This is a genomic window from Clostridium sp. DJ247, assembly GCF_014231265.1.
The window spans coordinates 11,820-23,941 of record NZ_JABAIW010000008.1 but is presented as its reverse complement, the minus strand read 5'-3'; the positions used below and the strand labels follow the sequence as shown (position 1 = coordinate 23,941).

The 12,122-nt window shown below is 31.4% G+C and carries 16 protein-coding genes; 11 read left to right on the top strand and 5 right to left on the bottom strand.

Features of this window, described 5'->3' with window-relative positions; translation table 11 throughout:
* From HGI79_RS05025 to HGI79_RS05005, 5 genes are all read left to right on the top strand, one after another.
* Positions 1 to 252: a hypothetical protein gene (locus tag HGI79_RS05025; protein ID WP_185649571.1), complete on the top strand. Its 252-nt coding sequence runs from the start codon at positions 1 to 3 to the stop codon at positions 250 to 252.
* Between the two features lies 1 nt (position 253).
* Positions 254 to 391 (top strand): hypothetical protein, encoded by a 138-nt coding sequence (locus HGI79_RS05020; RefSeq protein WP_185649570.1) that lies wholly within the window; start codon positions 254 to 256, stop codon positions 389 to 391.
* Between the two features lie 71 nt (positions 392 to 462).
* Positions 463 to 768: a hypothetical protein gene (locus tag HGI79_RS05015; protein ID WP_185649569.1), complete on the top strand. Its 306-nt coding sequence runs from the start codon at positions 463 to 465 to the stop codon at positions 766 to 768.
* Positions 769 to 780: 12 nt separating this feature from the next.
* Positions 781 to 1,557 (top strand): N-acetylmuramoyl-L-alanine amidase, encoded by a 777-nt coding sequence (locus HGI79_RS05010; protein WP_185649568.1) that lies wholly within the window; start codon positions 781 to 783, stop codon positions 1,555 to 1,557.
* Between the two features lie 62 nt (positions 1,558 to 1,619).
* Positions 1,620 to 2,021, top strand: a complete 402-nt coding sequence (locus tag HGI79_RS05005) for a hypothetical protein (protein ID WP_185649567.1) — start codon at positions 1,620 to 1,622, stop codon at positions 2,019 to 2,021.
* Between the two features lie 51 nt (positions 2,022 to 2,072).
* Here the strand turns inward: HGI79_RS05005 and HGI79_RS05000 are convergent, their stop codons facing one another.
* The 5 genes from HGI79_RS05000 to HGI79_RS04980 all read right to left on the bottom strand — a co-directional run bounded on the left by HGI79_RS05000 (position 2,073) and on the right by HGI79_RS04980 (position 5,784).
* Positions 2,073 to 2,858, bottom strand: coding sequence for a toll/interleukin-1 receptor domain-containing protein (locus tag HGI79_RS05000; protein ID WP_185649632.1), 786 nt, complete (start codon positions 2,856 to 2,858; stop codon positions 2,073 to 2,075).
* On the bottom strand, positions 2,852 to 2,971 hold the full coding sequence (locus HGI79_RS04995) for a toll/interleukin-1 receptor domain-containing protein (RefSeq protein ID WP_185649566.1): 120 nt from the start codon (positions 2,969 to 2,971) through the stop codon (positions 2,852 to 2,854). Before HGI79_RS04995 ends, HGI79_RS05000 begins: the two co-directional genes overlap by 7 nt.
* Before the next feature lie 332 nt (positions 2,972 to 3,303).
* Positions 3,304 to 4,272 (bottom strand): DUF4352 domain-containing protein, encoded by a 969-nt coding sequence (locus HGI79_RS04990; RefSeq protein WP_185649565.1) that lies wholly within the window; start codon positions 4,270 to 4,272, stop codon positions 3,304 to 3,306.
* Between the two features lie 360 nt (positions 4,273 to 4,632).
* Positions 4,633 to 4,911, bottom strand: a complete 279-nt coding sequence (locus tag HGI79_RS04985) for a hypothetical protein (protein ID WP_185649564.1) — start codon at positions 4,909 to 4,911, stop codon at positions 4,633 to 4,635.
* Positions 4,912 to 4,932: 21 nt separating this feature from the next.
* Entirely contained in the window at positions 4,933 to 5,784 is an 852-nt protein-coding gene (locus tag HGI79_RS04980) for a hypothetical protein (protein ID WP_185649563.1), read from the bottom strand.
* Positions 5,785 to 6,341: 557 nt separating this feature from the next.
* On the opposite strand from HGI79_RS04980, the gene HGI79_RS04975 reads away from it, so the two are divergent.
* From HGI79_RS04975 to HGI79_RS04945, 6 genes are all read left to right on the top strand, one after another.
* The gene (locus tag HGI79_RS04975; RefSeq protein ID WP_185649562.1) at positions 6,342 to 6,596 is read left to right on the top strand and encodes a hypothetical protein; all 255 of its coding nucleotides are present in this window, start codon (positions 6,342 to 6,344) and stop codon (positions 6,594 to 6,596) included.
* Positions 6,597 to 6,714: 118 nt separating this feature from the next.
* Complete coding sequence (locus HGI79_RS04970; RefSeq protein WP_185649561.1) at positions 6,715 to 6,858, top strand: hypothetical protein; 144 nt, start codon at positions 6,715 to 6,717, stop codon at positions 6,856 to 6,858.
* Complete coding sequence (locus HGI79_RS04965; RefSeq protein WP_185649631.1) at positions 6,801 to 7,916, top strand: IS3 family transposase; 1,116 nt, start codon at positions 6,801 to 6,803, stop codon at positions 7,914 to 7,916. Before HGI79_RS04970 ends, HGI79_RS04965 begins: the two co-directional genes overlap by 58 nt.
* A gap of 432 nt (positions 7,917 to 8,348) precedes the next feature.
* Positions 8,349 to 9,224 carry a DMT family transporter gene (locus HGI79_RS04955; protein ID WP_185649560.1) on the top strand — a complete coding sequence of 292 codons (876 nt, stop codon included), beginning with the start codon at positions 8,349 to 8,351 and terminating at the stop codon, positions 9,222 to 9,224.
* 448 nt (positions 9,225 to 9,672) lie between these two features.
* Complete coding sequence (locus HGI79_RS04950) at positions 9,673 to 11,349, top strand: formate--tetrahydrofolate ligase (RefSeq protein ID WP_185649559.1); 1,677 nt, start codon at positions 9,673 to 9,675, stop codon at positions 11,347 to 11,349.
* Positions 11,350 to 11,369: 20 nt separating this feature from the next.
* Complete coding sequence (locus tag HGI79_RS04945) at positions 11,370 to 12,002, top strand: cyclodeaminase/cyclohydrolase family protein (RefSeq protein ID WP_185649558.1); 633 nt, start codon at positions 11,370 to 11,372, stop codon at positions 12,000 to 12,002.
* Positions 12,003 to 12,122: the final 120 nt, after the last annotated feature.

Sequence of the window (12,122 nt, the reverse complement as noted above, 5' to 3'; positions counted from 1 at the left end):
ATGATAAAAAAAGTTCAGTACACAGACCAGGAAGACCGAACTATAAAGATAGAAGAAAACAAAAATATGTTTTTCGTAGGAGAACAGAATATAACAGAAGGTAATTTTTTATTATTTTCAGATACCCCACCACAACCTCCTACAGAAGTAATTGAGATAACTATAAATGAATCTGATTGGAAAGAGCTTAAACAGAAACAAGAGCTTATGCAAAAAGCAATAGATGGCTTAATACTAGGAGGTGTGGTGTAAAGTGGATGAATATATAGGACAAAGAATTATAGATGGTGCTTATACTTATAGTTATGTAATTAGTAAAAGACCAGACCTAAAGGCTGGAATTGATGCTTATTTGACAGATCAGGGAAGACAAGATTTAATAACTCAATAATAATAATGTAAAGGCAAAGATGGACTAGAGATAGTTTTTTTATTTTGCCTATTTTTTACAGGAGGTGCTCTATGAGTGGATATAGTGAAGATCTCTGCAAACAAATGCATGAGGCTATTGAGAAAGAACTTGGCACACATGAGAGGCGGCTAAATGACTATGCTGATAGGCTAAAAAAGATTGAAAATGAAAATGTAGGAACTGCAAAAGATGTTCAGAATTTTAAAAATACCCTTGAAGATATCAAAAAATTAATAGAAAAAATGACAATACAATTAGAAAATCTTAGAGAGAAGCCAGCTAAACGGTGGGATAACCTAATAAACCAGGTTATTACTGTTATAGTTGGTATTATTATTGGTAAATTTTTAAAATAGGAGATGTTAACTATGAAAATTGCAGTAGATAAGGGCCACAACAGAGGAAGAGATCAAGGAGCTATAGCTATAGGAAATGAAAATGCTATGAACATTGCTACTGGCGATGAAGTGATAGCATTATTTAAAACCTTAGGTCATGAAGTATTAGACGTAATTTCAGAAGTAAGTAACAATGTTACCTTAGAGCAAAGCTTACAGGCTAGAGTAGATATAGCAAATAAATGGGGAGCAGACTTATATGTAAGTATACATGCTAATGCTACTCCAGGAGCAACAGGCGTAGAAGTATGGATTGGATCAGAAAGGGGAAGGGATTTAGCCACTAAGATTTGCGCTCAAATAGCAACTAATTTTGGTTACAAAAATAGAGGACCTAAATTACAGGGCGTTGATGGTGGACATCTAAAAGTTTTAAGAGATACTAATATGACTGCTATATTAGTAGAACAATGCTTTGTAGACAATGCTGATGATATGTCTAAGTGGAATCCTAAGTTAATGGCCCAATGTATTGTAGCAGGAATAACAGGGCAAGTGGTTCAAACTACAACACCAGTTCAACCAAAAGCACAGCCAGAGGTAGTTCCTAAGTATGATGAAAATAATCCTGAAGGATCTAACATTTTTAAAATACCTAACACCTGGTTTTATATAGAACAAACAGCAGATAACAGATTAGCCATTCATAGAGATAGAGGAAATTATATTGTTATAGGTAAGGGATTCATTGATTTATACTGGAATGATAACTTTGGACATGGTGGATCTAAAAGAATAAGTGGATAGTGGAGAGTCTTAAAAGGCTCTCTTTTATATTATAAAATAAAATTTTGGAGGATGATTTTATTATGATGAATGATTTATTAAAACAAATAATTGTAGATGTATGTTATATAGGGGTTACTACTATAGCTGGAATAGCTACTTATTATGGAAAGAAATTTATAGATAGTAAACAGAATTTTATAGAAAAACAAAAGGAAGTTTTAAAGCAACAGCTAGGTGATGCACAATATAAAAAGGATGTAGATACTGCTAAAAGAATAGTTATGGCTGTAGAGCAGATGGCAAGAGAACATAATTGGGAAGGAGCAGTTAAGCATTCTAAAGCTGTAGAAAAAATTACTGCGCAAACGGGTTTAAGTTCTGGAGACATATTTGATATTATAAAATCTGTAGTTGGTGAATTAAATAAGGATAAAGAGAAAACTATTGTAGCTACAACATCTAATACAACTCAAACTGCATAATAATTTTACCCCGGATCTCTCCGGGGTTTTTTGTTATTCCTCTATAAAATTTTAGTTATTTATACTAGCTATACCAGAATCGATTAAATTTTTATAATATAAGGATTGAAGTTTATCTATATCTTCAGCACTTAAATATTTAAAGTTATATGCATTAAATTTAGAGTGTGTTGATGTAGACAGGGCTATAAAATATACTTCCCATTTATATTCATTACTTACTTCTCTATTGTTTAAAAATTCTAAGTATGTTAATAATATTACTTCCCAAATAATTGTTTCTCTTTTAGGATTTAAATCTTTTCTAAAATTGTTAATCCAATCTTCTTCAGATATATTCAGATACTCTTGAAATATTTTTAATATAATTTTCATTCTAGATACTAAGGTTTTAGGAAGAACATCGTGACGCATAGGTGAGTGTTTAACTATATCAAATAAAGCTTTTAGAGTATCCTCATCTTCCACATAACACGAATATTGAGGATGTCTTCTAAGATATTCTTCATAAACTAAACGTGATAGATTTTCAAAAATATCAGGCCTTATAGCTTCTACAATTTTTATAGCGATTTCAGTTAAATTAGATGATGATGAATCAATTCCGATTGGAATCAGTAAAGAAGGTCTATATTTTTTTAAATCTTTTTTAGTAACTCCATGCCAAATTGGAATTAGTTTAATAGTATCATCAGAGAAAAGATTTTCAAGTGTTTCAAGTTCGTATTCAGTGAATTCTTTATGCATGAAATTTTTGCTTATAATAATAATTCCAGCTTTAGAATCAGCTATCCCTCTGTTTATTGATTTTAAAAGTTTATCACCTAATTTTAATATGCAAAGTCATCATACCATACTTTTAAGTTTAAAATACTAAGCATATCTGCTAATTGTCTTGCAAGAGTATCTTTATCCTCAGATGCGTGAGAAATAAAAACGTCATAATTCATAATAACTCTCCTTTGTTTTTGTTAACAGTAGCAAAATAAAAAGAAAAATCAAGCTAGCAATATAACGCCAGCTTTCTGTAAATTTAGAGGTAAGTTAAAAATTAATGATTGAAGATTAAAATTTATCAGTTTAGATTATAACTACTATATAATAATATAATCATATTATTATATAGTTTTTATTAACTTATAGTATAGTAATTATAAAAATGTATAAACTATATTTATATAAATAATCCTCTACTCTACATTGGAATTTTATTATAGTAAATAAGCCTGTATTCTTTCTTTAGGATACAGGCTACCATTATTTTACAATGTGATAAGATTATTTACTTTAATTTAAACTTTAGCAGTGCTTCAGATTCTGGATAGTACATAAAAGTCAGAGAAGCATTTTCTTTTGGAACTTCGAATGTTATAGTTCCTTCAACTTCACCGCCACCAGCTACTTTACCTGAATCAAGTCTTTTTCCGATTGAACTTATTGAAGGTTCTATTATTTGACCTTTATCTGTTTGGATTTTGAAATGAGATTCGCTATATGATAACGTATCATTACTAATATTTTTCTTTTTTACTGTTACAACAGCAAATACATATCCTTCCTTTGGCTTATCAAAATCTTTACCCTCTGATAACTCAAACTTTGTTACAGTAAATGATGCTCTTCCTATTTTTGCTTCTTCATTAATATCATATAATTTTGAGTCTGGCTTTACTGAAGAGTTACCATTTTGGCTATTATTAAAAGCTTTATTGATATTACCAGTTAAAGCACCTAGTAAATCATCTGTTGGTTCTATTAACCATCCTTTATCTCCTTTAACGAGTTTAATATCAATATCAGTAGTTGTTTTAGAAGCATTTGGGTCGTTCAATGCATTCATAAATGATTGCATAAGTTGAGATTTAGCATCATCAGCTTTATTAGCAAATGCAGCTGCCATTAAAGTTGGCAGTGTTTCGCTTACAACTTTACCATATATTCTTGGTAAGTCTAGTGAAGTAACTTTTGCTTTTACTGTCGCATTATTACCATCTATTTTTGAAGAAACAATTTCATAGCTAACTTTTGAAAAAGTAGATTTTATTATTTTTTCTTGATTTGCATCTTCAAATGTAAATTTGTCTTTATTAGCATCTTTTTTTACATATGTAGACATAGTGTTGAAATCAGCTTTTTTTACGGCATCAAAGAAATTTTTGACTGTCTCATCTGGTTTAGGACCACATGCAACTAATGTTAGTGTAAGTAGTACTAACATTAAAATTAGAGTTACCTTTCTTAATAGTTTCATATTTATTCCCCCTTAAAATATAATAATACTATTATTGCAAAATATATACAGTTGTGTCAAATATACATAGTTAATAAGTTATAGTAATTAAATATAAAGTTGGGGACATATTGGGGGCACATTTAATAAAAACGTCCCCATAAATACTTAACTATACTTGGATATTGTTTCATAAAACACAGTAATACCAATGCTTTTACAATCATACTAACATGTACTTAATGGTAAATTACGCACTCCAAAACCGTTGGTTGCGGGTTCGATTCCTGCTGCCCCTGCCAAAGTTTTACTGTGGGTATAACAGTAATATTTTCAAGGGTCTAAAGAGTTGGTAAGTGTTTGCCAGCTCTTTTTATTTTTTTAACCGTTGTATTGTTCTATGAGTGTGACCGTTAGAATAACTGTAAGTATGCCGAATGTAACTGCGTGAAAAGGATTGCCATAAACTACTGCATTAATTGTTACAGAGAGAAGCAATACCAATACTGTCCCATTGAAAATATATTTTTTTGCTTTAATATTTTTTAAAAGATATACAGAAACGATAGCAAATACTACCAGAAGGTGCATACAGATATTCAGAAATATATTTTTATTTGAAACCATAGATAAATAGTTTAACATATTTATTGAATCCATAAAACTTACTCCTCCTACTTATTAATCAAATTTTTCAAGATATTTATACACCGCTTCTAAGAGTATTTCTCTTAATTCCCTCATTACTAGGGCGGCTTTATCTCCTTCCCATTCAGGAAGTATCTGTTTTGGTAGTACGGCATCATCTGATGCTATATTAAAGAAGCTCCAGCCGAGTTTATGAAGAATAGGAAGTGCTAATCCGTTACTTACAAAGTTTTGTTCTTTATATATCTGTTTTACCTCTACTAATTTACTACTGTAGGTATCTATAAAGTGCTGATATAATGATTTGAGCTTTTTTATACCATAAACATCATCTAAAAACTTATCCATATCCTTATGAATTTTCATTTCACCGTAAGTTTCTACTACTTCCTCAACAAGGTTATATTTTTCAACAAGTTTCCAGACTTCTTCATATTGGTGATAAGGTGATAACCATGAATTAGTATTTATCTGTGCAAATCCATACTGTTGAAGTTTATCTATGACTTCTACTTTACTGTCTTTGTTATTTCCTTTGAATTCAACATTTATTAAGTACCACTTACTATCTGACTTAGAGTTCCTAAATTGATACCTTTTCCAAAAATTCATAACTCCTTCGTCCCAAAGTAAATTAAATTTTCTCCCGTCAAGAGTTAGAGCATAGTTTACTTCATTATCTTTTTTGCTGTTTGTGAGCAATCCTGCTTTTGTAGCTCTTGAAAGGGCCATTCTTGTTGCGGTTTCATTCTTTCCGAACACTTTCATAATTTCAATTAGGCTTGATAGTTTTATATAATCTTTAGTTGTTTTAGTCATGTAGATATTATAGATAAATAGCAACAAACTTGTTGAACTATCATTCTTTCGTAAAATTAATTTCAATATTATGCCTCCTTTTATATAACCTTAAATTTTTATTATATATTATAAGTTATAACTTATAATAACTTAATTAGATTATATGTTATGCACCATATAATGTCAATATAATACTTCAAATAAATACCATAATTTTTATAAATATCATACATTTCAAATAACTATACAACTAAAATAATAAGCAGATCAAAATTAATTATTCCACAATATTCTACACAGTTGTGTTACAAAACAATATCATCATTATATTGCAAATGCTATATATAAAGCATAAAAAAGAAGGACAGATACTTTGGAAGAGCCGAGAGGATTGGCTCAATCCATTGTGACTGTCCTTATTTTCTTTGGTCTGTTATTTTAGATTTTTGAATTGTTAATGTTTTCATAGTTTGGAGGTAACTCATAACTTTTTATATGCTCGAACTTCTCAACTTTGACATCACCAGATCCACCTACTCTAATAGTAATATCCTTGGGTGGTAAATGGGTGGTAAAATAGTTGTCGTAGGAAAGAAAAGGTGATATTCTCGAATAGATATATATTAAGGAGAGATTACCCTATGACAAAAAATAATAAGAATAATAGAAAATATACTATAGAAGAAAAAGAAGTATTAGTAGCAAGAATGTTACCTCCAGAGAATTGTTCTCCAACGGATTTATCAATAGAAACAGGAATAAGCACATCTACACTAGCGACATGGAAATCAAAAGCCACAGGTGGTGCTGCTAGTAAAAAACAAGTTAAATCTAAAAATAGAATCTCAACTAAAGAAAAGTTTATTATAGTTATGGGAGACATACACTTTGTCTGAAATAGAACTATCAAAATATTGTAGAGAACATGGTTACTACGTTGAAGAAGTTAAATAGTGGCGTGCTAGCTGCGTAGCAGCAAATGATGGAAATAAGCAAGATAATACTGACATTTTAGTGGAACTAAATGAAGAAAAAAAGAAGACAAAAGAATTATCTAAGGAGCTTAGGATAAAGGATAAAGCATTAGCTGAAACAACAGCATTGTTGGTGCTCAGAAAAAAGTTAAATGCGATTTTCGGGGAGCAAGAGGAAGATTAATAAGCCTTGAAGATCGCCAACAAATAGTTGAATTAGTTAGGGAATCTAGTGCTAATGGAGCAAGATTAATTCCTGCTTGTGAAACAGCCGGAATTAGCAAACGCACTTATGAGAGATGGTGTAAAGATGGTTATCTAAGGGAAGATGGAAGAAAAACAGCCATCCGACCAGAACCTAAGAATAAGTTAAACAAACAAGAATATCAAAGTATTTTAAACATTGTTAATAAGTCTGAATTTGCAGATTTACCACCTTCTCAAATAGTGCCTGCACTCGCTGATAGAGGCATTTATATAGCTTCAGAATCTACATTCTATAGAATACTTAGAAAAGAGAATTTGCAACACCATAGAGGCAATACTAAGTCACCAGAAAAGGTTAAAATTCCTACTACTCATATAGCTACTGGACCAAATGAAGTTTGGACTTGGGATATAACTTGGCTAAATACCTACACTAGAGGTATTTACTATAAACTATATATGATTATTGATATATACAGTAGAAAAATTGTGGCTTGGGAAGTGTGGACAGAAGAAAATGGAGAATTGGCTGCAGAACTAGTAGAAAGAGCACTATTAGCCGAAAAGGCTAAAGGTAAGCCAATAGTTCTTCACTCAGATAACGGAGCGCCAATGAAGTCCTATACACTTAAATCTAAGCTAGAAGTAATGGGGGTACTATCCTCTTATTCAAGACCAAGAGTGAGTAACGATAACCCATTTTCAGAGGCGCATTTTAAAACCTTGAAATATAGGCCAGGATATCCACAGGATGGCTTTAAAACCTTAGAAACAGCAAGAGAATGGGTATGTACATTTGTTGATTGGTATAACAATAAACACTACCACCGTGGATTAAAATTCCTAACACCTAATAGTAGACATAACGGACAAACTGAGATAATAATGAATAACAGGAAAAAAGTATATGAAACTGCAAGGAAACTAAATCCTCAAAGATTTAACAAAGGAATACGAAATTGGAATCTAGATAATAAGGTAGCCTTAAATCCTACGGATGAAATTAAAGAGGAAATAAAGAAAAAATGTCTCTAAAATTTTAAAAAGTTCATTTTAAGCTTATAGATTAGTGCTTTCTAATTCACTGTAATATTATTACATAATTTAAAAATATAAAAAAAGAGAATCATCATACTAAAATTTTTAAGCCCATGCGACAACCCTCTTGACAAACACCGCTTTTATTATTTTCTCAAATGACGTAAGATAGCCTTTCCTCTTTATTATTAAATTTTGCTTTTATGTTAACCTTTACTTGCCGAATTAAAGATAAATCTAAAGTGTTTATCTTTAATTGAATATGTAGGATAAGATGATATAATAAATATAAAAAAACTGCAATGCTATTTCTCATTTTGTAGAGCTTATTTCAATTGAAGATAGCTTGAAAAGAGAGTTCTATGCAACTATGTGTTCTTCGGAAAGATGGAGCGCAAGAACATTAAGTTAGTGTTAAGGGAGGCAAAAATGACAAAGGAATTAAAAGCAGATTTATCTTTACTTGGAATTACGGTGTTTTGGGGAATGAGTTTTCCGATTATGAGTGTTGCTTTAAAAAGTATACCGCCATTTTCTTTTATTGCTATTAGAAACACATTAGCAGCTTTAATTTTAGCAGCAATATTTTATAAAAAATTTAGGAATGTAGATAAAAAAACAATAAAAGCGGCAGTATATATTGGTGTTGCTCTACTCATTGGCACCATATTTCAAGTAGTAGGAATTATTTATACTACTCCAAGTAAGTCTGGGTTTATTACTGGATTAAATGCAGTATTTGTCCCTGTAATTTTAGCGCTTTTTTTCAAACAAATTCCAGATTTAAAGACTATTATAGGAATTGTGTTATCCATTTTAGGTTTAGGAATCATGTCAATAAATGGACGTATGGGCATTAATTTTGGTGATTTTTTAACTTTGCTAGGAGCAGTAGCTTTTGCTGCTCAGATTATATTAGTAGATAGGTATGGGGGAAATGTTGATGCAGGGGTACTAACTGCTTTAGAATTATTTGTAGTAGGGCTTTTTAGTTTTATTCCAGCTATAGGAGTGGAAAAGCTTCAAATAAATTTTAATGCAGTTATTGTGGGAGCAATTCTTTTTACTGCAATTTTTAGTACAGCAATTGCAATGTGTGTGCAAAATGCAATGCAGCCCTATATAAACCCAACTCATGCTGCTATTATATATTTAGCAGAACCGGTTTTTGGTGCATTTTTTTCTACATTAATCGGAGACAGGCTTACAGGAAGAACTCTTATAGGGTGTATTTTAATTTTATCAGGAACTTTAATCATTAGTGTAAAAGTGAATTTTAAAAGGGCAGATATACAAGAGTTATAAAACGATGTCATATATTATCGAATTTTGATGATGTATGACATTTTTTTATATTTAATATTTATAGTATTATATTGTAAAAAATATATATAATATGGTACTATTCTATAATGAAAAACGTAAAATTAGGAATATAGAAAGAGTTAAAAATAATCTTGAATTAATAACGATTAAATTAACGTTATTATTTTGAGAAATCTGCTAGTTGATGTTATAGTATATTTATGCGATTATACCAATAAAGAGGAGGTGTACATATTAAAATAAAGAATATATAGAATAAAGAATATATTTTTAGAAATATAAACAAAGATGTTTATATTGAATTTATTCATCATTGATAAGTTGCTGCAAGGTCTGGTAGAATTAATAAAAGTGCTTGTGATTGCAGCAAAAAATCTGTAGATAAAATTAGAAAAATAAAGAAAAACTAGACACGGAGGTATTTTAAATGACATTTAAATCTGATATAGAAATAGCACAACAATGCGAAATGCAGGATATAAGAAGAATAGCTGAAAAATTAGGGATTACAGAAGATGATATTGAGCTTTATGGAAAGCATAAGGCTAAGATCGATTATAATCTTTTAAAGAAAACAGAAGGAAAAAAAGGAAAACTTATATTATGTACGGCAATTAACCCAACTCCAGCGGGAGAAGGAAAAACAACTACATCTATAGGTCTTGCTGATGCCTTATCAAAACTTGGAAAAAGCACTGCGGTTGCGTTGAGAGAGCCATCTCTAGGACCAGTATTTGGAATGAAAGGTGGAGCAGCAGGTGGTGGATATGCTCAAGTAGTTCCTATGGAAGATATAAATCTTCACTTTACAGGGGATATCCATGCAATAGGAGCAGCTAATAATCTACTAGCAGCTATGATTGATAATCATATTTTTCAAGGAAATACATTAGATATAGATCCAAGAAGAGTTGTTTGGAGAAGATGTGTTGATATGAACGATAGACAATTAAGATTTATAGTAGATGGTATGGGTGGAAAAGTAAATGGAATGCCGAGAGAAGATGGTTTTGATATTACTGTTGCATCAGAAATAATGGCTATATTCTGCCTATCAAATGATATAAGTGAGTTAAAGGAGAAGCTAGCTAAAATAGTAATCGGCTACAGTAGAGCTGGAGAGCCAATAACAGCTGGTCAGCTTAATGCTCAAGGAGCTATAGCTGCATTACTTAAAGATGCATTAAAGCCAAATCTTGTTCAAACCCTTGAAGGAACGCCAGCTTTTGTACATGGGGGACCATTTGCAAATATTGCTCATGGATGTAACTCAATAATGGCTACTAGAATGGCTTCACATTTTACAGATTATGTAGTTACAGAAGCAGGATTTGGTGCTGATCTTGGAGCAGAAAAATTCATAGATATTAAGTGTAGAATGGCGGGATTAAAACCAGATGCTGTGGTTATAGTTGCTACAGTTAGAGCATTAAAATATAATGGTGGAGTTCCTAAGCCTGAATTAAACAATGAAAATCTAGAAGCCCTTGAAAAAGGACTTCCAAACCTATTAAAACATGTTGAGAACATAACTAAAGTATTCAAATTACCAGCAGTGGTGGCAATAAATAAGTTCCCAACAGATACAGCTGCAGAACTAAAGCTTGTTGAGGATAAATGTAAAGAGCTTGGAGTAAATGTTAAGTTATCTGAAGTTTGGGAAAAAGGCGGCGAAGGCGGGGTAGAAGTCGCTAATGAAGTATTAAGGCTTATAGAAAGTAATGAAAGCAACTTTGAATTCTTATATGATGTGAAACTACCTATAAGAGAAAAAATAAAAACTATAGCTCAAAGAATTTATGGTGCTGATGATGTTATATTTACTGATCAAGCAAATAAAGAAATAAATGAAATAGAAAAGAATGGATTCGGTGAAACTCCGATATGTATGGCAAAAACTCAGTATTCTTTAACTGACGATCAAACAAAGCTTGGAAGACCAACAGGCTTTAATATAACTGTAAGACAGGTTACAGTTTCAGCAGGAGCGGGTTTTGTGGTGGCTATAACTGGTTCTATAATGAAGATGCCAGGACTTCCTAAGGTTCCAGCTGCTGAGAGAATTGATGTAGACGAAAATGGAGTAATAAGTGGCTTATTCTAAGTTCTTGGGAGGAAATTTTAATGAAGCTAGCAGATAAAAGTTGTACAGAATTTATAGAAGAGCTTGGATCTAAAGCAGCAGTGCCAGGTGGTGGTGGTGCAGCAGCTCTGACAGGTGCCATAGGTATGGCACTTGGAAGTATGGTTTGTAACTTAACCATAGGAAAGAAAAAGTTCGCTGAATATGAAGAAAAGGTAAAAGGCATACTTAACAGAGCTGGCCAGCTGCAATCAGAGCTTTTAAAAATGATAGATGCAGATGCAGAATGTTTTCTACCTTTATCAAAGGCTTATGGAATGAAAGCAGAAACTGAAGAAGAAAAGTTATTAAAAGAAGAGACTTTAGAACAATGTTTGAAACAAGCATGTGAAGTGCCTATCTCCATTGTAAAGTTAGCTTATGAATCAATAAAATTACATGAAGCTTTAGTAGATAACTGTTCAAAGCTGGCTATAAGTGATGTAGGCGTTGGAGTGCAATGTTTGAGAGCTGCAATTTTGGGAGCTCAGTTAAATGTAATAATAAATATAAATTCCATTAAAGATAAGTCATATATTGATAAAGTAAAAACTGAAACCGAACCTTTAGTAGAGGATGGTATCAAAGTTGTTGATACAGTATATGAAAAAGTTATAAAGGCTTTGTCAAAATAAACATAGTTAAAGTAAAACTTAATTCAGATGGAGCTTGCGTAGAAGTATTGAAGATTGCATTATGTTGCCAAACTTTATCAGTCTAAAGTTTGTATTTAAGAAAACCTAAGAACCTTATAT

Coding starts and splice junctions, on each gene's coding strand:
- HGI79_RS05025 (WP_185649571.1), top strand. CDS start 1: ATGATAAAAAAAGTTCAGTACACAGACCAGGAAGACCGAACTATAAAG.
- HGI79_RS05005 (WP_185649567.1), top strand. CDS start 1,620: ATGATGAATGATTTATTAAAACAAATAATTGTAGATGTATGTTATATA.
- HGI79_RS04985 (WP_185649564.1), bottom strand. CDS start 4,911: ATGGATTCAATAAATATGTTAAACTATTTATCTATGGTTTCAAATAAA.
- HGI79_RS04955 (WP_185649560.1), top strand. CDS start 8,349: ATGACAAAGGAATTAAAAGCAGATTTATCTTTACTTGGAATTACGGTG.
- HGI79_RS04990 (WP_185649565.1), bottom strand. CDS start 4,272: ATGAAACTATTAAGAAAGGTAACTCTAATTTTAATGTTAGTACTACTT.
- HGI79_RS04995 (WP_185649566.1), bottom strand. CDS start 2,971: ATGAATTATGACGTTTTTATTTCTCACGCATCTGAGGATAAAGATACT.
- HGI79_RS05010 (WP_185649568.1), top strand. CDS start 781: ATGAAAATTGCAGTAGATAAGGGCCACAACAGAGGAAGAGATCAAGGA.
- HGI79_RS04950 (WP_185649559.1), top strand. CDS start 9,673: ATGACATTTAAATCTGATATAGAAATAGCACAACAATGCGAAATGCAG.
- HGI79_RS04975 (WP_185649562.1), top strand. CDS start 6,342: ATGACAAAAAATAATAAGAATAATAGAAAATATACTATAGAAGAAAAA.
- HGI79_RS05015 (WP_185649569.1), top strand. CDS start 463: ATGAGTGGATATAGTGAAGATCTCTGCAAACAAATGCATGAGGCTATT.
- HGI79_RS04945 (WP_185649558.1), top strand. CDS start 11,370: ATGAAGCTAGCAGATAAAAGTTGTACAGAATTTATAGAAGAGCTTGGA.